Origin of the sequence: Klebsiella sp. LTGPAF-6F, assembly GCF_001753185.1 — a bacterium.
Lineage (GTDB): Bacteria > Pseudomonadota > Gammaproteobacteria > Enterobacterales > Enterobacteriaceae > Klebsiella > Klebsiella michiganensis.
Genome location: NZ_CP017450.1, coordinates 4,845,423 through 4,865,954, shown reverse-complemented (window position 1 = coordinate 4,865,954; position 20,532 = coordinate 4,845,423). Strand labels below are relative to the sequence as shown.

Genomic DNA, 20,532 nt, shown 5'->3' with positions numbered 1-20,532 from the left:
TGTTTGTCATCGCTTACTTTTTGGCGTTATATGATGGATAATGCCGGGATACGAGAGACCCGACTCTTTTAATCTTTCAAGGAGCAAAGAATGCTGATTCTGACTCGTCGAGTTGGTGAGACCCTCATGATTGGAGATGAGGTCACTGTGACAGTTTTAGGGGTGAAGGGTAACCAGGTACGTATTGGCGTTAATGCCCCTAAAGAAGTCTCCGTGCATCGTGAAGAGATCTACCAGCGTATCCAGGCTGAAAAATCCCAGCAGTCCAGTTACTAAGGTTTTCGCGCCTCGCTATTTTGTGAGGCGCCTCCTTCCACCCGCCGTTTTTGCCAATTTTCCTCTCCGATAGCCTCTCATTTTTGTCTCTTTCTCCGCATCCGCGACAGTTATCTTTTGCGTTAGCCGCGGCGTAATCAGCAATTTCTTGTTGATAAAATACTCTTTTTGCCGTTTTCACAGGCTAATTGCGCGGGAAGTGTGCAAACGAAAAAAAGGTCTCGAAAAAAGGTTTGACTTATAAGTACCAGAAAGTAATATGTGCGCCATCGCAGCGACGAAGAGCAGAAACAAGTTCTTCGAAGCACTCGTAAGAGGCGTGTGGTGAGGTGGCCGAGAGGCTGAAGGCGCTCCCCTGCTAAGGGAGTATGCGGTCAAAAGCTGCATCCGGGGTTCGAATCCCCGCCTCACCGCCATTTTGCATCCGTAGCTCAGCTGGATAGAGTACTCGGCTACGAACCGAGCGGTCGGAGGTTCGAATCCTCCCGGATGCACCATATTCTCCACACCTTCAGCAACGAAGGTGTGAATGAGGTGGCGGTATTAGCCGCAAGCACCAGGGAGGATAACGTTGCTTCAGCAACGGCCCGAAGGGCGAGCCGCAAGGCGAGTCATCCTCCCGGATGCACCATCTTACTTGATACAGCTTTAGCAGCAGTATCAAAATCTGCAGTAAAGTAAGTTTCCCGATGCATCCGTAGCTCAGCTGGATAGAGTACTCGGCTACGAACCGAGCGGTCGGAGGTTCGAATCCTCCCGGATGCACCATCTTCTCCGAGATAGCAGCTACGCTGTTGTTTCACGGTCTGCGAGATAATCGCCAGCGCCAGGGAGGATAACGTTGCTTCAGCAACGGCCCGAAGGGCGAACCGAGTGAGTCATCCTCCCGGATGCACCATCTCTTACTTGATACGGCTTTAGCAGCGGTATCAATATCGGCAGTAAAGCAAGTTTCCCGATGCATCCGTAGCTCAGCTGGATAGAGTACTCGGCTACGAACCGAGCGGTCGGAGGTTCGAATCCTCCCGGATGCACCATATTCTCCGTACCTTCAGCAACGAAGGTGTGAATGAGGTGGCGGTATTAGCCGCAAGCACCAGGGAGGATAACGTTGCTTCAGCAACGGCCCGAAGGGCGAACCGAGTGAGTCATCCTCCCGGATGAACCATCTCTTACTTGATACGGCTTTAGCAGCGGTATCAATATCGGCAGTAAAGCAAGTTTCCCGATGCATCCGTAGCTCAGCTGGATAGAGTACTCGGCTACGAACCGAGCGGTCGGAGGTTCGAATCCTCCCGGATGCACCATATTCTCCATACCTTCAGCAACGAAGGTGTGAATGAGGTGGCGGTATTAGCCGCAAGCACCAGGGAGGATAACGTTGCTTCAGCAACGGCCCGAAGGGCGAACCCACTGTTGTTTCACGGCCAGCCACTCTCCTTGCCTCAAAACCCTTTAAGCGCAATCATTCACCTTATTCTTCAGCACTTTTTTCATTGGCAACTCCCTCTTTCCACTATAATTTATTCCTGTATATCGATCTGATTTTGGGTGAGATAAGTGCAAGGAGAGAAATCCATGAAATGGTTCAAAGCAATATCTGCGTTTTGCGCGACGCTTCTGGTCGCCGTATCGCTGGCGGGCTGCGCAGGTTCGTCCACAAAGGAAAGTACTGGTGGGTACATTGACGATACCGTCGTGACCACCAAAGTCAAAACCGCGCTCTTCAATGATAAAGAGATTAAGTCTTCGGAAATTAGCGTCCAGACCTTTAAAGGTCGTGTACAGCTGAGCGGCTTTGTCTCATCCGCCGAAAGCGCTAAACGTGCGGTAGAAGTGACGCGAAAAGTGCAGGGCGTTCGCGTGGTGGAGAACGATTTAAGAATCAAATAAACGCATCAGATTGCATCTGTATCGACAAGGGCGCCTTCGAGCGCCCTTGTCGCATCTGCCGCTGGCAGCGACAAACCTGACCTTTTGCGTTACAGTAAGACCTCCTTAACCGGTTGGTGAGAAGACGATGTACGAACGTTATGCAGGACTGATTTTTGATATGGATGGCACGATCCTCGATACCGAGCCGACGCATCGTAAGGCATGGAACGAGGTTCTCGGACGTTACGGTATGCGTTTTGATATGCAGGCTATGGTCGCGCTTAACGGCTCTCCAACCTGGCGGATTGCTCAGGCCATTATCGAATTAAACCAGGCTGATTTAGATCCTCACCTTCTGGCGCGGGAAAAGACGGACGCGGTGAAAGCGATGCTGCTTGATAGCGTCCGTCCTCTGCCGCTGATTGAAGTGGTTAAAGAGTGGCACGGTCGTCGTCCGATGTCAGTCGGTACCGGCAGCGAGAGCGCCGTTGCTGAAGCGCTGCTGGCCCATCTGGGCCTGCGTCACTACTTCTCGGCGGTGGTTGCCGCCGATCATGTCGCCAACCATAAACCCGCACCTGATACTTTCTTACTCTGCGCTGAGCGCATGGGCGTTGCGGCGGAAAAATGCGTGGTCTTTGAAGATGCGGACTTCGGTCTGCAGGCGGCGAAGCGGGCCGGAATGGATGCCGTGGACGTGCGATTGTTGTGAGCGACGCGCTGTCGCTGATATCGCTGTTTGCCAGCAGCTTTTTAAGCGCCACGCTGCTTCCCGGTAACTCGGAAGTGGTGTTGATCGCCATGCTCCTGGCGGGGGTGAGTCAGCCGTGGTTACTGGTTTTAATAGCAATAATCGGTAATAGCCTTGGAGGGGTAACTAACGTTATTCTGGGGCGCCTGTTTCCGCTGCGCAAAACATCGCGCTGGCAGGAGAAGGCGACCGGCTGGCTGAGGCGTTACGGCGCGGTCACGCTATTATTAAGCTGGGCGCCTGTTATAGGCGATTTGCTGTGTTTACTGGCGGGATGGATGCGCATTTCCTGGGGACCAGTGCTCTTTTTTTTATGCCTTGGCAAAGCATTACGCTATATCGTCATTGCGGCGATAACGCTTCAGGGCATGACGTGGTGGCACTAATTGGACTGACGGTTCAACCATTACAATTATGCTAATTCAAACGATTTCGACAGGCGGGAGGTCAAATTGATCCCGGACGTATCACAGGCGCTGGCCTGGCTGGAAAAAAATCCGCAGGCGCTGCAGGGTATTCAACGTGGTCTTGAACGCGAAACGCTGCGCGTCAACGCTGACGGCACGCTGGCCACTACCGGTCATCCGCAGGCACTGGGTTCAGCGCTGACTCATAAATGGATTACCACCGATTTTGCCGAAGCTTTGCTGGAATTTATTACGCCGGTTGATGGCGATATCCAGCATATGCTCACCCTCATGCGCGATGTTCATCGCTATACCGCACGCCATATTGGCGACGAGCGGATGTGGCCGCTGAGCATGCCTTGCTATATCGCGCCCGGCCAGGATATTGAACTGGCGCAGTACGGTTCCTCTAATATCGGCCGCCTGAAAACGCTGTATCGCGAAGGGCTGAAAAATCGCTACGGCGCGCTGATGCAAACCATCTCCGGCGTGCACTATAACTTCTCGCTGCCGATGGCTTTCTGGCAGGCTAAGTGCGGCGTTGAGGATGCTGAAAGCGGTAAAGAGGCGATTTCAGCGGGCTATTTCCGCTCCATTCGCAACTATTACCGTTTTGGTTGGGTGATTCCATACCTGTTCGGCGCCTCTCCGGCGATCTGCTCGTCGTTCCTGCAGGGCAAACCGACGGCGCTGCCGTTTGAGAAAGCCGGCAACGGCATGTACTACCTGCCTTATGCGACCTCGTTGCGTCTGAGCGATCTGGGCTATACCAATAAATCGCAAAGCAATCTCGGAATTACGTTTAACGATCTCTACGAGTATGTGGCAGGATTGAAGCGGGCGATTAAAACGCCTTACGAAGAGTATGAAAATATTGGGCTGGAGAAAGACGGCAAGCGTCTGCAAATCAACAGCAACGTGCTGCAGATCGAAAACGAGCTGTACGCGCCGATTCGCCCGAAACGCGTGACCCGCAGCGGCGAAACGCCTTCCGACGCGCTGCTGCGCGGCGGTATTGAGTACATTGAAGTTCGCTCCCTGGATATCAATCCGTTCTCACCGATTGGCGTTGATGAGCAGCAGGTGCGTTTCCTCGATCTGTTTATGGTCTGGTGCGTGCTGGCCGATGCGCCGGAGATGAGCAGCGACGAGCTGCTGTGCACGCGCACCAACTGGAATCGGGTGATTCTGGAAGGCCGTAAACCGGGCCTGACGCTGGGTATTGGCTGCGAAACCGCTCAGTTCCCGCTGGCTCAGGTCGGCAAAGATCTGTTCCGCGATTTACGCCGCGTGGCGCAAACGCTGGATAGCATCCACGGATGCCAGGCCTATCAGCAGGTCTGCGATGAGCTGGTCGCCTGCTTCGATAATCCGGAATTAACCTTCTCGGCGCGCATTCTGCGTTCTATGCTTGAAGAGGGGATTGGCGGTACCGGCAGAGAGCTGGCCGATCGGTATCGGACGATGCTGCGCGAAGAGCCGCTGGAAATTTTAAGCGAAGCGGATTTTGTCGCCGAGCGTGAAGCATCGGTACAGCGTCAGAAGAAGGTGGAGGCGGCGGATAGCGAGCCGTTTGAAGCGCTGCTGACACGGCACGCGTAGTTTTACGAGCCGTAAAAAAGAAAACGGCCACATCACTGTGGCCAAACTTTCATCTCTGATTCAGGGATGATGATGATAATAAATGCGCGTCTTTCATATACTCAGACTCGCGGCCTCAAAAAGAGTTCATTTTATTTTAAAAAAAATCACTATCGGAGGTGAAGAATGCCGTTGTTAGATAGTTTCACAGTCGACCATACCCGAATGGAAGCGCCTGCGGTGCGTGTCGCGAAGAAAATGAACACGCCTCACGGCGATGAAATCACCGTTTTCGATCTGCGATTCTGCGTGCCAAACCAGGAAGTGATGCCGGAAAGAGGCATTCACACCCTAGAGCACCTGTTTGCCGGCTTCATGCGCGATCACCTGAACGGCAACGGTGTGGAAATTATCGACATCTCTCCGATGGGCTGCCGCACCGGGTTCTATATGAGCCTGATCGGTACGCCGGACGAGCAGCGCGTCGCGGATGCCTGGAAAGCGGCGATGGCCGACGTGCTGAAGGTGAAAGATCAGAATCAGATCCCGGAGCTGAACGTTTATCAGTGCGGAACCTACACCATGCACTCGCTGGAGGAAGCTCAGGAAATCGCTCGCCATATTATTGAGCGCGATGTCCGCGTCAACAGCAACGATGAGCTGGCGCTGCCGAAAGAAAAACTGCAAGAACTGCACATCTAGTGCTTCTGCCACGGCCCGGCGAACTGCGTCGGGCCGCTACTCCCTGACGCCGCGATGTCGACGACTTTAACCTTCAATTTTCAACACCGTTCGCTGGTGCCTTTTGCCCATGATTACGCCCATGGCGATAGCGAACCCTGGCATCAGCACGATTGCGCCCAGCTGCTGCATATCCTCAGCGGCGTGGTGCGGGTGGAAACCGCGCAGGGTTATTGGGTTGTGCCGCCGGGGCGTGGCGTCTGGCTGCCCGCCGGTACGCCGCATACCCTACGGGTGACCGGCGTCGCGGCTGCGCGAACCCTGTTTATCGATCCCCTTGCCCGGGCCGATCTCCCCTCATCCTGCCAGATAGTCCAGGTGACTCCGCTGCTGCGTGAACTGATCGTCGCGTCGCTGACGCTGGCGGAATCCTACGCGCCGGGCAGCCGCGATGAACGCATTTACGAACTGATCCTCGATGAAATTCGCGGCATGGCGGTGCTGCCGTTTGGCCTGCCGGAGCCGCAAAGCGAAGCGCTGCGCCGTTTATGCCAGAAGGTAAGAGAAGCGCCCGGCGAACCCTGGAGCAGCGCCGAGGCGGCGAAGGAGAGCAGCATGAGCGAGCGCACGCTGAATCGTCATTTTCAGCAGCAGACCTCGCTCACCTGGAGCGAGTGGGTGCGCCGGGCGAAGCTGATGGAAGCGCTGGTTCGCCTGGCACAGGGGCATTCGGTACTGCGGGTGGCGCTGGATCTCGGCTACGGTAGCCATAGCGCTTTTAGCGCCATGTTTCGCCGGGTGATAGGCGTGGCCCCCAGCGACTACTTCCGCTCGCCGGCGTAATGGCCTGCGCTCATCGCATTGCACAACGCCTGCAGCGAGGCGCGCGCCACGTCGCTATCAATTCCTACCCCCCAGCGGCTGTCGCCATTCGGGAAGACGCAGCGAATATAGGCCACTGAACGGCTGTCGCTACGTTCGCCGAGAGTGTGTTCATGATAATCTTTAATCACGACCTGTTGCTTTAACAGGCCGCTCAGCCCGCTGGCGGCGGCGGACAGCAGGCCGTTGCCGCGGCTCTGCAGTCGTCGCGTTTCACCGGCGATGCGCAGGGTCGCCTGCAGAGAAAGCTGGCCGTCCTGCTGGCTATCGCTTTGGTAATCCAGCAGCGCAAGCGGCGGCTGGGGCAGAAGTCCGTAGCGGGCGCGAAACAGCTGCCACAGCGCGTTCTGGGTCATCTCTTTACCATGCGTATCGGTTTCGTGCTGAACGTGCAGGCTAAAATCCTGCTGCAGCGCGCGCGGCAGCTTCAGGCCATGATTCTGCTCAATCAGCCACGCGCTGCCGCTTTTGCCGGACTGGCTGTTGACGCGGATCACCGCTTCGTAGCTACAGCCGATATCCTGCGGGTCGATGGGCAGATAGGGCATTTCCCAGCGTTCGCCGGGCCGGCGGGCATCGAACCCTTTTTTGATCGCATCCTGATGCGAGCCGGAAAAGGCGGTATAGGCGAGGCTTCCCGCCCACGGGTGGCGCGGATGAACCGGGATCTGGTTGCAGCTTTCGACAATTTCGACCACCCGGTTCATTTCGGAGAAGCTGAGCCGGGGATCGACGCCCTGGCTGTAGAGATTCATCGCCAGCGTCACCAGACAGACGTTACCGGTGCGTTCGCCGTTGCCGAACAGGCAGCCTTCGACGCGGTCGGCGCCGGCCATCACCGCCAGCTCCGCGCTGGCGACGCCGGTTCCCCGGTCGTTATGCGGATGGACGCTGATGCACACATCGGAGCGGCGCGAGAAGTGACGACAAAAATACTCAATTTGATCGGCATAAACGTTAGGCGTGCTCACTTCTACCGTCGCGGGCAGATTGATAATCATCGGCCGTTCGGCGCAGGGCTGCCAGATTTCCGCCACCGCTTCGCAAATCTCCAGCGCGAATTCCGGCTCGGTGAAGCAGAAGGTTTCCGGGGAATACTCGTATTGCCAGCGGGTCTGCGGCTGCTGTTCGCACTGCTGGCGGATAAGCCGGGTGGCGCGGGTCGCCAGCTCGACCACCTGCGCTTTGTTCATTCCAAAAACCAGCTCGCGGAACAGCGGAGCGGTGGCGTTATAGAGGTGAACGGTGGCGCGGTGGGCATCGCGCAGCGATTCGAAGGTTCTGAGGATTAAATCTTCCCGCGCCTGGGTCAGCACCTGAATCGTCACATCCTGCGGGATACGCCGTTCTTCAATCAGTTGACGCACAAAGTTGAAATCGGTTTGCGAAGCCGAGGGAAACGCCACCTCGATCTCTTTAAATCCGCACTCCAGCAGCAAGTCCCAGAACTGCAGCTTGCGCGCGCTGTCCATCGGCTCGGCCAGCGCCTGGTTGCCGTCGCGCAGGTCGGTGGAGAGCCAGCGGGGGGCGCGGGTTATTTTTTGCTCCGGCCAGCGGCGGTCGGGCAGGGCAATCGGCGGATAGGGACGGTATTTTTCACCGGGTTGAGTCAGCATGATTTTCTCCTTCTTAGCGGATCTTCATCGTGCACGACAGAGCGAAAAGGCATCTCCAGCGAACTGGACATCAACTAGCGTAAACCGGACAACCTGCGTGTTGGGCAATAAAAAAGGGATCCGCAGATCCCTTCAGGTCAAACCTTAGTGCGCGCCGCCGCCGCCGCCCCCGGCGCTAAACGGCGGCCTGGCAAACCACACCAGCCCGAGCAGTAGGATAAATATTGCCGCCGAGAACCAGAAAATTTCGTTGGCGGAGATAATCAGCCCCTGGTTGGTTATCTGCTGCGCTATCCAGCCGGACGCCTGCTGTTGCGTCATCCCTAATCCCTGCAGCTGATCGTACATCTGCTGGGCGTTGGGATTATACGGCGTCACCGATTCGGTAAGCTGAGCATGGTGCAGCGCCTCGCGGTTCGTCCACATAGTGGTGGTAATCGAGGTGCCGATGGAGCCCGCCAGGGTACGCGTGAAGTTCGACAGGCTCGATGCCGCCGCCAGCCGTTCCGGCGGCAGGCCGGAAAGCGTAATGGTCGTCAGCGGCATAAAGAAGCAGGCCACCGCGAAGCCCTGGATAAACTGCGGCCACGCCGAGGCGCCGAAGTCCATACCCGGTTCGAAGGTCCACGCGCGCCAGTAGAAACAGACCGCGTACATAATAAAGCTGAAGGTGACCAGCCGACGCATATCCAGCTTATGCGCGAAGCGGCCGATAATCGGCGACAGGATTACCGGGATCACCCCGACCGGGGCCGAGGCCAGACCGGCCCAGGTGGCGGTATAGCCGTATACCTCCTGCAGTAGCTGCGGCAACAGCACGATAGCGCCGAAGTAGAGCATATAGGCGAGGCTGATACACAGGCAGCCGATGGTGAAGTTTCGCGACTTAAAGAGCGACAGGTCGACTATCGGGTTGTCGTCGGTTAGCTCCCAGACGATCAGGAAGCTTATCGCCACCACCGCGACAATGGTCAGGATGATGATCTCGTTTGAGGCGAACCAGTCCAGCTCTTTACCCCGGTCGAGCATCACCTGCAGGCTACCGATACCAATAATCAGCAGCGCCAGGCCAACGCCGTCAATCCGCCGCTGCTCGGTGCGGGTTTCGCGGTTGCGCAGGGTCTGTAGCGTCATGACCACCACGGCGATGCCAATCGGCACGTTGATAAAGAAGATCCAGCCCCAGTGGTAGTTGTCGCTGATATAGCCGCCGAGAATCGGGCCGCAAATCGGCGCGACGATCACCGTCATTGACCACAGCGCCAGGGCGATAGAGCGCTTGGCGGGCGGATAGTTGCTGAGCAGCAGACTTTGCGACAGCGGAATCAGCGGACCGGCGACGATCCCCTGAATCACGCGGAAGAAAATTAGCATCGTCAGGCTGTTTGACATGCCGCAGGCCCAGGAGGCGATGGCGAACGCCACCGTCGACCAGAGGAATAGCTTCACTTCACCTACGCGCTTTGCCAGCCAGCCGGTAATCGGAATGGAGATAGCGTTCGCCACCCCAAACGAGGTGATAACCCAGGTCCCCTGGCTCAACGATGAGCCAAGGTTACCGGCGATGGTGGGGATGGCCACGTTGGCGATGGTGGAGTCCAGCACCTGCATAAAGGTCGCGAGCGACAGCGCAATGGTCATAATGACCAGCTGCGCGCCTTCCAGCGGTTTTTGCTGTTGCATTACGCTCACCCCGAATTATCCGGCGTTGGCCTGGATGATGTCGTTTATCAGCTTATTGACCGGCTCAAGGCCGATTTCGCGGGCATTGCTTTCGTAAACCGGAGCGCTACGTACCTGGCTTGCCAGCATCTCGCCGCCGCGGTCGGTGGTGTTCACTTCAACCAGGGTCGAAAGGCCGATGCGCAGCGGGTGCTCTGCCAGCTGTTTTTCATCCAGCTCGATACGTACCGGCAGGCGCTGAACCACTTTGATCCAGTTGCCGGTGGCGTTCTGCGCGGGCAGCAGCGAGAAGGCGCTACCGGTGCCCATATCGAGGCCGACCACTTTACCGGTGTATTTCACATCGTCACCGTAAATATCGCTGATCACGGTGGCCGGCTGACCGATACGCATGTGCGCCAGCTGGGTTTCTTTAAAGTTGGCGTCAATCCACAGGTTGGTCGCTGGCACGACGGCCATCAGCGGGGTGGTGGTGGTGATTTGCGCGCCGGGCTGTACGGAGCGACGCGAAACGTAGCCGCTAATCGGGCTGACGATTTTCGTCCGCTGCAGGGCCAGCCAGGCGTTACGCACTTCGGTGGCCGCTTGCAGCACCGCAGGCTGCTGTTCCAGCTTCGTGCCCAGAACGATCGCCTGATTGGCGTTGTATTGCTGAATCGCCACGTCCAGTTCGGCCTGCGCGCTGGCAACCGTGTCGCGCGCGTGCTGCAGCTCTTCGCGGCCAATCAGGTTGGCGGCCCCCAGCGGAATACGACGGTTAAGGTCGGTCTGCGCCTGGGAAAGCGCGGTTTTTTTCACGTCGATGCTGGCCTGCAGCTGCTTGCTGTTGATCATCTGCTGGCGCGTTTGACGTACGCTGGCGGCCAGCTGGGTTTGCGCTTTTTCAAACGCCTGCTGGGCATCGGTCTGGTCGAGGGTGACCAGCGGATCGCCTTTTTGCACGTAGTCGGTGTTGTCGGCCCAGACTTTCGTCACGCTGCCGGACACCTGCGCCATAATTTGTACCTGATTCCCTGCCACGTACGCGTCGTCGGTCTCTTCGAAGTGACGCAGTACCAAAAACCAATAAATCCCGTATGCCACGGCAACAATAATAAAGAGCAAGGTCAGCAGCAGGAGGGCGCCTTTACGTTTCCCTTTTTTGCTGCCCGGTTGCTGCGGGGTTTGGCTCTCCGCATTTGCGCTCATGTTATTCTCCACGATCTTATTATTTCACATCGGCTGAGCCGACCTGTTTATCAGAAAGGCCAGCAGAAGATCTGCTGGCCTGTCCGTTTTCCTTGTCAATCCAGAAAAATTGTTGAGCGGTTGGTTCCGCGCTTAGCGCAGAGACTCCGCAAGCACGCCATCCTCTTCCATTTGGTCAAGGCGACCAAGCAGCTTACGGGTGATGTGCTCGAGCTGATCTTTTTCGCTGGTGCTTAAAGAAGACCAGAGTTGATGCAGGCAGTTGTGCTGCGGGGGTAACACTTCGCGCAGGAACTGATGCCCCTTTTCGGTAAGCTGTAAATGCAGGCAGCGACGATCGTTATCGCTTTCTCGGCGCTCAATCCAGCCGCGTTTTTCCAGCTCGTCGGCAATGCGCGTGGCGTTGGTACGCGAAGAGCCCAGCGCGCAGCTCAGCTCGGAAGGCTGAATGCTGTGGTTTTCCTGAGACTCGAGCGTGATCAGCGCCATAAACAATGTCTCGTTAATCCCTTGCGCTTTCAGCATCTTGTTGCGGTTTTCCAGCAATTTTCCCTGCATATGCATGCAAAGACGGGTGAGCAGAATCTCCTGAAAAGGAAAGTCTTCGTGACGGCTGGCGCGGAACTTGAGCATTTGCTCAATGGGAGTAAACGAACTATCCATTTTGGTTATGACCTCATTAATTACAGTCGATATAATAACTATTGTGACAAATAAATCAAATGAATTATTGACAGAAATTGATACTTTAAGCTTATAGCCATGTGCCGATTTTCCAGACAACACCGTAGGTTAGGGCGCTTAATAGTGTAGGCAAAATAATGCTGCGCGTTTTCCAGAAAGCCAGGCCCAGCACGGCGAAGCCAGCCAGCGTGGGCAGCAGGCGGCGGGCATCGTGGAGAATTTCCGGTACGCTGGAGACCACCAGCAGCGCGCAAATAGAGGCGATGCCGATGGTGTCCAGCAGCACGCTGACCGGCCCGCGACGCGTCGGACGCGCGTTCCCGGCGCGCAGGCGCAGCGGCAGATAGCGGAACAGATAATTTACGCAGCCGACCACGACGCCGATAATTAAAACATCACTGTTCATCGGGCATCCCCTCAATGCTGGCCTGCACCAGCGCGGTCAGACAGCCGCAGACGATCCCGGCAAGGATGGCGGCGGGAATGGAAAACAGGATGATCCCCCCCAGCGCCCCTGCCAGCGCGGCGGTTACGCTAAGCGACTGCTTGCGCTGGAAAGAAGCCAGCAAAAAGCTCATAAACAGCGCGGGAAGCATAAAGCCCAGCGCCGCTTCCACCGCCGGAAAGTCGGTCAGCAGGCCGCTGCCCGAATAAGCGCCGATCAGCGTACCGAAGACCCATGACGCCCAGGACATCAAAGCGATACCGATCATCCAGTTTTCGCTCCAGCGTCGATTGTCGCGTACCAGTTTAGCGGTGGCGGCGGCAAAGGCCTCATCGGTCAGGCCGAATGCCCATACCGCGGTTTTTTTCTTGCTCAGCGCGCGCTGGATGCGGCTGCGCAGGGAAGGGCCGTAGAGAACGTGGCGAACGTCCATCGCCATGACGGTGAGCGCGGCGACCCACAGCGAGCTTCCCGCCGCCAGCATCGCGGTGATCACGAACTGGCTGGCGCCCGCGTAAATAATGCAGGAGAAAAACAGGCTTTCCAGCGGAGTGAAGCCGAGCTTAGTGGCGTTGAGGCCGAAGGCGAAGGCCACGGGAATATAGCTGATGACGATCGGCAGGCTGTCTTTCAGGCCTTCAGCCAGCGTGGCCGCGTCAGCGGGAGGAGAGTGCGTCAATGCGTCAGGATTTTCCATAGGAATTGCTTATTAATAACTCACGTGAAAATCACATGATTAAACAGGTGGATTTACCTTAGCAGAGAGCGGTGCGGCTTAACAGTAACGAAAACGTTGATGGCTAAAGTTATGCAGTTTATTTGCATATTAATCCATCATTTAAAACAGGAGATGTCGTGTTGTGCAGGAGGCCGTCTTCCCCGGGGGCGGCGCAAAGCGCCTTGCCCGGGCTACGGGTTTTGTAGCCCGGACAGATGTGTAGCATCGCCTCCGGGAATTGGCTATAAATTGGGAGACTATTTCTGCGCGGCCAGCGCTTCTTCCACCCAGCCGTCAAACTGCTGCTGGTGGGCTTTGATCCAGCCATCGACGTGGCCCTGGATATCTGCCTCAGAACCATGTCCCGCGTGCATCATGGCATTTTCGGCGTTGATATCGGCAATCGGCAGCTTCATGATGCTGAACAGTTTCGCCGCCGCCGGGTTTTTCTCGGCCCAGGCTTTGTTGGCGACAATATGCATTGTGTTCACCGGGAAGCCATAGTTCATGCCGTTTGGCAGTTTGGTATCAATATCTTTCTGTTCGCCCGGCAGGGAAGAGAACGGCACCTGCAGCCAGACGACATCTTTACCCGGCTTCAGCACGTCGCTGACCCAGTAAGGCGTCCAGGTGTAGTAGATCACCGGTTTGCCCTCCTTATAGCGGGCGATGGTATCGGCCATCATCGCCGCATAGTTGCCCTGATTGTGCACTACCGTATTGCTCAGGCCGTAGGCATCAAGCTGATGGTTGATGACCGCTTCACAGCCCCAGCCCGGCGTACAGCCGGTCAGATCGGCTTTGCCGTCGCCGTTGGTGTCAAAAAGTTTGGCGATTTTCGGATCTTTTAGCTGGTCGATAGATTTGATGTGGTACTGCTCGGCCGTTTTCTTATCAATCAGGTAGCCCTGCGCCGCGCCGTTCACAAACACGCCTTCGCGGTAGAACTTTTTATCCCCGCCGGCGGCAGCGTACATATCGTCGTGCAGGGGCTGCCAGTTGACGGCGGTAAAAGTGGCGTCGCCGGAGGCGAGCGAAGTATAGCCAACGTTGTAATCCACTTCGCTCGGCTTATCGACGGTATAACCGAGTTTCTCCAGCGCGCGGCTGACCAGCAGGGTCTGGAAGGTCTCTTCCGAAATGGTGCTCTGAATCGGCTTAACGGTAATGCCTTTGCCAGGCAGATCCGCCGCGAAGGCGGTGGTGGAAATGAGGGCGGTTAACGCTGTGGCAAGGATCGCTGTATGTCGCATCGTTGTTCCTTTTACTTATCAGAAGGGAAGTCTATCCCCCCGGCTGCCGGGGGGATGGGCTCTTATTTACAGAAAGGGCGAGTTATCAGCCCCAGTGGGCCGGTTGCATACCAGCGGCGGTTGCCTCGGCTGCGTGAGTCCCGTCCTACGGCCTGAGTCAGACGGTCAAGAATAATGGCGAGGATAACAATCCCGACGCCGCCAACGGTGGCCAGGCCCATATCAAGGCGACCGATGCCGCGCAGTACCATCTGGCCGAGACCGCCAACGGCAATCATTGAGGCGATGACCACCATCGACAGGGCCAGCATCAGCGTCTGGTTGACCCCGGCCATAATCGTCGGCATGGCCAGCGGTAGCTGAACCTTAAACAACAGCTGACGCGGGCTGGCGCCGAAGGAGCGCGACGCTTCAATCAGATCCGCCGGCACCTGGTTAATCCCCAGAATGGTCAGACGAACAATCGGCGGCAGGGCGAAGATAATGGTGACCACCACGCCCGGAACGTTGCCGATACCGAACAGCATCACAATGGGCACCAGGTAGACAAACGCCGGCGTGGTCTGCATCGCGTCGAGCAGCGGACGGATAATTTTCGCCGCCCGCGGGCTCCGCGCCAGCCATATCCCAAGCGGCAGGCCGATCAGCATACAAAACAGCAGCGCGGTCAGCACCAGCGCCAGGGTCACCATCGCCTGCGACCAGGCGCCGATAGCGCCGATAGCGATCAGCGAAATCAGCGTCGCCGCGCCCATGCCGACGCTGGAAATCTGCCAGGCAATCAGCGAGAAAATAATAATCGCCACCGGCGCCGGCATACCCAGCAGCAGCTGCTGGAAGGCGCTCAGGATGTAATCCACCGGTACGCGTATTCCCTGGAATACCGGACGAAAATGCATCACGACCCAGTCGATACCGTGCGTGACCCAGCTGTCGAGCGGGATCAGCGTTTTATGGAACGGGTCCATAATATTGAAGTGTTCCGGCTGCGGCGCGGGCGCGCTGCTCAGCCAGTCGGCACCGCCGCCATCGGTCGGCGCCGGCGTAGAGGTGCCCCAGGCATCGGCGGATTGCGCTGCGCTATCCGCCGCCGGTGCGGTGTCCCACGGGTTAGATTGATCAGCCATTGTTTGCCCCCTCGCGATCTAAAGCCTGCAGCAGCATCCGTTTGGAAATAATGCCGATGTACTGGTGCCCCTCGTCGACAACCGGCACCGCGCACGGTGCATGGCCGACGTGAGAGAGCAGCTCGCTGAGCGGCGTTTGCGCATCCACCGCCTGCGGTGAGTCGATTAACGCCGCATCAATTCCCTGACCTTCGCTTAGCGCGGCTTTCAGGGAATCAATGGAGACAATGCCAACAAACTTATTCCCGCGTTCAATGACGTAGCCATATTCGCGGTCTTCATCCTGCAGCAATTTCAGCGCGGAGCGCGGGCCAAAGCCGGGCGTTTTGCGAATCAGCCCCACCGGGCTACGGCGGGCAATATCTTTGGCACTGAACACCTGGCTAATATCGACGCCGCGGAAGAAGGTTCGGACATAATCATTGGCCGGATTATTGAGTATTTCATCCGGCGTACCGACCTGAACCACTTCACCATTTTGCATAATGGCAATCCGATCGCCAATACGCATGGCTTCATCAAGATCGTGGGAAATAAAGACCACGGTACGCTGATGTCTGGCCTGTAATTTAGTGAGCTCATCCTGCATCTCGGTACGAATTAACGGGTCGAGCGCGGAGAAGGCTTCATCCATTAACAGAATATCGGGATTAATCGCCAGCGCGCGGGCGAGACCAACGCGCTGGCGCATGCCGCCGGAGAGTTCGTCCGGGTAGGCATGAGCGTAGTTTTCCAGGCCGACCTGGCGCAGCGCCTCCAGCGCTTTCTCCTGGCGTTCCTGAGTCGGCACGCCGGCCAGCTCCATGCCGAAAGCGGCGTTGTCGAGCACGGTCATATGCGGCATAAGCGCAAAGGATTGAAAAACCATCGCAATTTTTTTTCTGCGCACCTCCCGGAGCTCGGCGTCAGAGATTTTAGCGATATCGACGCCGTCGATCAGGACCTGGCCGCGGGTGGGTTCAATCAGGCGATTGAGAAGGCGAACCATGGTAGATTTCCCCGATCCGGAGAGCCCCATGATGACGAATATCTCGCCTTCTTCAATGGTCAGACTGGCGTTCTTTACGCCAAGCGATAACCCCGTCTTTTCCAGTATTTGTTCTTTCGATAGTCCTTTATCGATATATTTGAAAGCCCGCTGCGGGTGCTCGCCAAATATCTTATAGAGATTCTTGATTTCTAATTTAATTGCCATGCAATAGAGTGTTTCCTGTTATTTATTAATATCGATACGGTACCCGGTGATGATAATTGCTTTTTTACACCCTAACATACTGAGAATCTGTGACAACCCTTTATGTGGCGTTGCCAGGGAAATGCGCAAGGGAGAATTCCGGTGCATCCCCCGTGATGTAAGGGCTGAGCGCGAATGACTTATGGTCGATATTTTTTAGTTATGTTGCGTTAATTCAGGCGAAAATCGAGGGCATGCTGTTGAATATGACACGGTGATGACCGAAAGATATTGAGTGAGGCGAAAACAAATAATGTGAAATAAATCACCAGGAAATATGCTGATATATTCTTGGTGAAAGTAAGGCTAAAAGTCCCAATCGCCGTCGACGGTTTCTTCCGCTTTTCCCATCACATACGATGAACCTGAACCGGAAAAGAAGTCGTGGTTTTCGTCGGCATTCGGCGAAAGCGCGGCGAGGATCGCCGGATTGACGGCGGCCATTTCCGCCGGGAATAGCGCGTCGTAGCCGAGGTTCATCAGCGCCTTATTGGCGTTGTAGCAGAGAAAGGCGTTGACCTCCTCAATCCAGCCGCTATCGGCGTACAGTTCGCGGGTGTAGGCCAGTTCGTTGTCATACAGGTCCATCAACAGGTCGAGGGCGAAGTTTTTCATCTCCTCGCGCTTCTCGGCGCTGACTATTTCCAGCCCCTTCTGGAATTTGTAGCCAATGTAATAACCGTGTACCGCTTCATCGCGGATGATCAGGCGAATCAGATCGGCGGTGTTGGTCATCTTCCCCCGGCTGGAGAAGTACATCGGCAGCCAGAAGCCGGAGTAGAAGAGGAACGATTCGAGAAAGACGCTGGCGATTTTTTTCTTCAGCGGTTCATCTGCCTGATAGTACTCCAGCATCAGCTGCGCTTTGCGCTGCAGCGGCGCGTTTTGTTCGCTCCAGGCATAGGCGGCATCGACGTCTTTGGTCTGGCAGAGCGTCGAGAAAATGGAGCTGTAGGAGCGGGCGTGCACCGCCTCCATAAAGCTGACGTTCGACAGCACCGCTTCCTCATGCGGGGTGAGGGCGTCGGCCATCAGCGCCGGGGCGCCAACGGTATTCTGGATGGTATCGAGCAGCGTCAGGCCGGTGAAGACGCGAATCGTTAGCTGCTGTTCCGCCGGGGCGAGCGTTTGCCAGGCGGGGATATCGTTAGACAGCGGCACCTTCTCCGGCAGCCAGAAGTTGCTGGTCAGCCGATTCCAGACCTCCAGATCCTTATCATCTTCAATTTTGTTCCAGTTGATGGCGCTGATGCGCGATAAATGGGTCATCCTGTTCTCCTTACAGCGCGCAGGACACGCAGCCTTCGATTTCGGTACCTTCCAGCGCCAGCTGGCGCAGACGGATGTAATAGAGCGTTTTGATGCCTTTCTTCCACGCATAGATTTGCGCTTTATTGATATCGCGCGTGGTGGCGGTATCGGGGAAGAACAGGGTCAGCGACAGCCCCTGATCGACATGGCGCGTCGCCTCGGCGTAGGTGTCGATGATCTTCTGCGGGCCGATTTCGTAAGCGTCCTGATACAGCGCCAGGTTGTCGTTGGTCATAAACGGCGCCGGATAGTAAACGCGTCCGGTTTTCCCCTCCTTGCGGATCTCTATCTTCGACACGATCGGATGGATGCTGGAGGTCGCGTGGTTGATGTACGAAATAGAGCCCGTCGGCGGCACCGCCTGCAGGTTGCGGTTATAAATGCCGTAGCGCATCACGTCATCGCGCAGCTGCCGCCACATATCGCGGTCGGGCAGGACAATACCGGCACGGGCAAACAGCGCGCGGACTTTCGCCGTTTTCGGCTGCCAGTCGCCTTCCAGGTAGGGGCGGAAATAATCACCGCTGGCGTACCGCGACTGCTCGAATCCGGCAAAACGCGTGCCTTTTTCCCGCGCTATCAGCATCGAGGTACGCAGCGCGTGCCAGGTGATGGTATAGAAATAGAAATTGGTGAAATCCAGCCCCGCTTCGCTGCCGTAGGCAATACCTTCGCGCGCCAGATAGCCGTGCAGATTCATCTGCCCAAGGCCGATGGCGTGCGAGGCGGCATTGCCCGCCGCGACCGACGGTACCGAACGGATATCGCTCATTTCGGACACCGCGGTCAGACCGCGCACCGCGACCTCAACCGTGCGGGCGAAATCAGGAGAGTCCATGGTATGGGCGATATTCAGCGAGCCGAGGTTGCAGGAGATATCCTGGCCGATGCTGGCGTAATCCAGGTTTTCGTCAAAGGTAGAAGGCGCGTTAACCTGTAGGATCTCCGAGCACAGGTTGCTCATATTGATGCGCCCGGCAATCGGGTTCGCGCGATTAACCGTGTCTTCAAACATGATGTACGGATAGCCGGATTCAAACTGAATTTCCGCCAGCCGCTGGAACAGATCGCGGGCGCGGATCCAGCGCTTGCTGACCCGCGCGTCGGCCACCAGTTGTGCATACATTTCGCTTACCGCGATATCGCCGAACGGTTTACCGTACAGGCGCTCGACGTCGTAGGGCGAGAACAGCGCCATCTGCGCATCTTCTTTCGCTAGCTGAAAGGTGATATCCGGAATCACCACCCCGAGCGAGAGCGTTTTAATGCGGATTTTTTCATCGGCGTTCTCGCGTTTGGTATCAAGGAAACGCAGGATATCGGGATGATGGGCGTGCAGATAGACCGCGCCGGCCCCCTGGCGCGCGCCGAGCTGGTTGGCGTAGGAGAAGGCGTCTTCCAGCATTTTCATCACCGGCACCACGCCGGAGGACTGATTCTCGATACGCTTGATTGGCGCCCCGGCTTCGCGAAGATTGGAGAGCAGAAACGCCACGCCGCCGCCGCGCTTGGATAGCTGCAGCGCCGAGTTCACCGCCCGGCCAATGGATTCCATATTGTCTTCGATGCGCAGCAGAAAGCAGGAGACCAGCTCGCCGCGCTGCTGTTTACCCGCGTTGAGGAACGTCGGCGTGGCGGGCTGAAAACGTCCGGAGAGGATCTCATCGGTTAGCTGCCGGGCCAGCGCCTCGTTACCCTGCGCCAGGGCCAGGGCCACCATGCAGGTGCGGTCGCCAAAGTCTTCAAGGTAGCGCTTACCATCGAAGGTTTTCAGCGCGTAGCTGGTATAGAACTTCCATGCGCCGAGAAACGTCTGGAAGCGAAAACCGTAGCCCTGAGCGTACGCGAACAGCGCAAGAATAAACGAGCGATCGTAGCGGGCCAGCACCCTGGCGTCGTAATAGCCTTCGGCGACCAGCCACGTCAGCTTGTCGTCCTGGCTGGTAAAGGGCACGGTATTCGACTCAACGTGGTTGGCCATAAACGCCGCTACCGCCTGATGGTCTTTGTCAAACGGGATGCGGCCGTTGCTGTCGTAGAGATTCAGCATCGCGTTGAGGGCGTGGAAATCCGGCGCCTCGGTGGTTATACGTTCTGCGGTTGTCGTTGCCAAAATTCGCTTACTCCTTTACGCACGTTGTCGACATCTTGCGGGGTGCCCATCAGCTCAAAGCGATAGAGATACGGTACGCCGCATTTCTGCTTGATGACGTCGCCTGCCCGGCCGTAGGCCTCGCCAAAATTACGATTGCCCGCGGCGATGACGCCGCGAATGAGCTGGCGGTTATGCGGATCGTTGAGGAAACGGATCGCCTGCCGGGGGACCGCGCCCGCCGTGCCGCCGCCGCCATAGCTGGGGACGATAAGAATGTAGGGTTCGTCTACCTGGATGCGCTCGCGTTCGTTAAGCGGTATACGCACGGCGGGCAGCCCCAGACGCTGGACGAACCGGTGCGTATTTTCGGAACTGCTGGAGAAGTAGACGATCAGGCTCATACGCTGGCCGCTGACGCTGTCGGGCGCAGGCGATTGATCATATCGGGACGGAAGCCGGACCAGCGGGTCTCTCCGGCAATCACCACCGGCAGCTGACGGAAACCCTGCTCGCGCAGCATATCGACGGCTTCAGGGTGGTGGTCGATGTTGATCATGTCGAATTCAAACCCGCGGGTTTCCATGGCCCGTTTAGTGGCATGGCATTGCACGCAGTCGTTTTTAGTGTAAATAGTAATGCGCATGATTCGTATTTCCATTTAAGATAACAGTACGACGTAAAAATTGACGTCGCGTGCTATGGGTTATCGTTGAAGGAAATACTAG

General features: G+C 56.8%; 20 protein-coding genes and 5 tRNA genes. 12 read left to right on the top strand and 13 right to left on the bottom strand.

Annotated elements, in window-relative coordinates; all coding sequences use genetic code 11:
• The first annotated feature begins 90 nt into the window (after window positions 1-90).
• From csrA to BJF97_RS22665, 12 genes are all read left to right on the top strand, one after another.
• Window positions 91-276, top strand: coding sequence for a carbon storage regulator CsrA (gene csrA / locus BJF97_RS22720; RefSeq protein WP_000906486.1), 186 nt, complete (start codon window positions 91-93; stop codon window positions 274-276).
• A 323-nt stretch (window positions 277-599) separates the two neighbouring features.
• A tRNA-Ser gene (locus BJF97_RS22715) sits at window positions 600-692 on the top strand.
• A 4-nt stretch (window positions 693-696) separates the two neighbouring features.
• A tRNA-Arg gene (locus BJF97_RS22710) sits at window positions 697-773 on the top strand.
• A 194-nt stretch (window positions 774-967) separates the two neighbouring features.
• Window positions 968-1,044, top strand: a tRNA-Arg gene (locus BJF97_RS22705).
• 192 nt (window positions 1,045-1,236) lie between these two features.
• Window positions 1,237-1,313 (top strand) — tRNA-Arg (locus BJF97_RS22700).
• 193 nt (window positions 1,314-1,506) lie between these two features.
• Window positions 1,507-1,583, top strand: a tRNA-Arg gene (locus BJF97_RS22695).
• 271 nt (window positions 1,584-1,854) lie between these two features.
• Window positions 1,855-2,169, top strand: a complete 315-nt coding sequence (locus BJF97_RS22690) for a BON domain-containing protein (RefSeq protein ID WP_004853477.1) — start codon at window positions 1,855-1,857, stop codon at window positions 2,167-2,169.
• A 127-nt stretch (window positions 2,170-2,296) separates the two neighbouring features.
• Window positions 2,297-2,863, top strand: coding sequence for a fructose-1-phosphate/6-phosphogluconate phosphatase (gene yqaB, locus BJF97_RS22685; RefSeq protein WP_014226508.1), 567 nt, complete (start codon window positions 2,297-2,299; stop codon window positions 2,861-2,863).
• Entirely contained in the window at window positions 2,860-3,288 is a 429-nt protein-coding gene (locus BJF97_RS22680; RefSeq protein WP_025107289.1) for a YqaA family protein, read from the top strand. Before yqaB ends, BJF97_RS22680 begins: the two co-directional genes overlap by 4 nt.
• 66 nt (window positions 3,289-3,354) lie before the next feature.
• On the top strand, window positions 3,355-4,911 hold the full coding sequence (gene gshA / locus BJF97_RS22675) for a glutamate--cysteine ligase (protein ID WP_032694775.1): 1,557 nt from the start codon (window positions 3,355-3,357) through the stop codon (window positions 4,909-4,911).
• 165 nt (window positions 4,912-5,076) lie between these two features.
• The gene (luxS, locus tag BJF97_RS22670) at window positions 5,077-5,592 is read left to right on the top strand and encodes an S-ribosylhomocysteine lyase (protein WP_004104795.1); all 516 of its coding nucleotides are present in this window, start codon (window positions 5,077-5,079) and stop codon (window positions 5,590-5,592) included.
• Between the two features lie 54 nt (window positions 5,593-5,646).
• Window positions 5,647-6,414 (top strand): AraC family transcriptional regulator, encoded by a 768-nt coding sequence (locus BJF97_RS22665; protein WP_014839297.1) that lies wholly within the window; start codon window positions 5,647-5,649, stop codon window positions 6,412-6,414.
• Here BJF97_RS22665 and leuA read toward each other — a convergent pair.
• The 13 genes from leuA to nrdH all read right to left on the bottom strand — a co-directional run bounded on the left by leuA (window position 6,393) and on the right by nrdH (window position 20,450).
• Window positions 6,393-8,069, bottom strand: a complete 1,677-nt coding sequence (leuA, locus tag BJF97_RS22660; protein WP_064388549.1) for a 2-isopropylmalate synthase — start codon at window positions 8,067-8,069, stop codon at window positions 6,393-6,395. The genes BJF97_RS22665 and leuA overlap by 22 nt on opposite strands.
• A gap of 144 nt (window positions 8,070-8,213) precedes the next feature.
• Window positions 8,214-9,752 (bottom strand): multidrug efflux MFS transporter permease subunit EmrB, encoded by a 1,539-nt coding sequence (emrB, locus tag BJF97_RS22655; protein ID WP_004123984.1) that lies wholly within the window; start codon window positions 9,750-9,752, stop codon window positions 8,214-8,216.
• A gap of 15 nt (window positions 9,753-9,767) precedes the next feature.
• Window positions 9,768-10,940, bottom strand: a complete 1,173-nt coding sequence (gene emrA / locus BJF97_RS22650; protein ID WP_014839295.1) for a multidrug efflux MFS transporter periplasmic adaptor subunit EmrA — start codon at window positions 10,938-10,940, stop codon at window positions 9,768-9,770.
• Window positions 10,941-11,072: 132 nt separating this feature from the next.
• Window positions 11,073-11,603, bottom strand: a complete 531-nt coding sequence (gene mprA / locus BJF97_RS22645) for a transcriptional repressor MprA (protein ID WP_004104785.1) — start codon at window positions 11,601-11,603, stop codon at window positions 11,073-11,075.
• Between the two features lie 91 nt (window positions 11,604-11,694).
• Window positions 11,695-12,030 (bottom strand): L-valine transporter subunit YgaH, encoded by a 336-nt coding sequence (gene ygaH / locus BJF97_RS22640; RefSeq protein WP_009652550.1) that lies wholly within the window; start codon window positions 12,028-12,030, stop codon window positions 11,695-11,697.
• Window positions 12,020-12,766 (bottom strand): AzlC family ABC transporter permease, encoded by a 747-nt coding sequence (locus BJF97_RS22635; RefSeq protein WP_032694778.1) that lies wholly within the window; start codon window positions 12,764-12,766, stop codon window positions 12,020-12,022. The genes ygaH and BJF97_RS22635 overlap by 11 nt, the downstream gene beginning before the upstream one ends.
• A 278-nt stretch (window positions 12,767-13,044) precedes the next feature.
• Window positions 13,045-14,040: a glycine betaine/L-proline ABC transporter substrate-binding protein ProX gene (gene proX, locus BJF97_RS22630; RefSeq protein WP_032694779.1), complete on the bottom strand. Its 996-nt coding sequence runs from the start codon at window positions 14,038-14,040 to the stop codon at window positions 13,045-13,047.
• A 62-nt stretch (window positions 14,041-14,102) separates the two neighbouring features.
• On the bottom strand, window positions 14,103-15,167 hold the full coding sequence (gene proW / locus BJF97_RS22625; RefSeq protein ID WP_004853456.1) for a glycine betaine/L-proline ABC transporter permease ProW: 1,065 nt from the start codon (window positions 15,165-15,167) through the stop codon (window positions 14,103-14,105).
• Window positions 15,160-16,362 (bottom strand): glycine betaine/L-proline ABC transporter ATP-binding protein ProV, encoded by a 1,203-nt coding sequence (proV, locus tag BJF97_RS22620; protein ID WP_014226499.1) that lies wholly within the window; start codon window positions 16,360-16,362, stop codon window positions 15,160-15,162. The genes proW and proV overlap by 8 nt, the downstream gene beginning before the upstream one ends.
• 345 nt (window positions 16,363-16,707) lie before the next feature.
• A complete protein-coding gene (gene nrdF, locus BJF97_RS22615) occupies window positions 16,708-17,670 on the bottom strand; it encodes a class 1b ribonucleoside-diphosphate reductase subunit beta (RefSeq protein ID WP_014839293.1) in 963 nt (320 codons plus the stop codon).
• 10 nt (window positions 17,671-17,680) lie between these two features.
• Entirely contained in the window at window positions 17,681-19,825 is a 2,145-nt protein-coding gene (nrdE, locus tag BJF97_RS22610; protein WP_032694780.1) for a class 1b ribonucleoside-diphosphate reductase subunit alpha, read from the bottom strand.
• Window positions 19,798-20,208, bottom strand: a complete 411-nt coding sequence (nrdI, locus tag BJF97_RS22605) for a class Ib ribonucleoside-diphosphate reductase assembly flavoprotein NrdI (protein ID WP_004104769.1) — start codon at window positions 20,206-20,208, stop codon at window positions 19,798-19,800. Before nrdI ends, nrdE begins: the two co-directional genes overlap by 28 nt.
• Window positions 20,205-20,450: a glutaredoxin-like protein NrdH gene (gene nrdH, locus BJF97_RS22600; protein ID WP_004853449.1), complete on the bottom strand. Its 246-nt coding sequence runs from the start codon at window positions 20,448-20,450 to the stop codon at window positions 20,205-20,207. Before nrdH ends, nrdI begins: the two co-directional genes overlap by 4 nt.
• Window positions 20,451-20,532 lie beyond the last annotated feature (82 nt).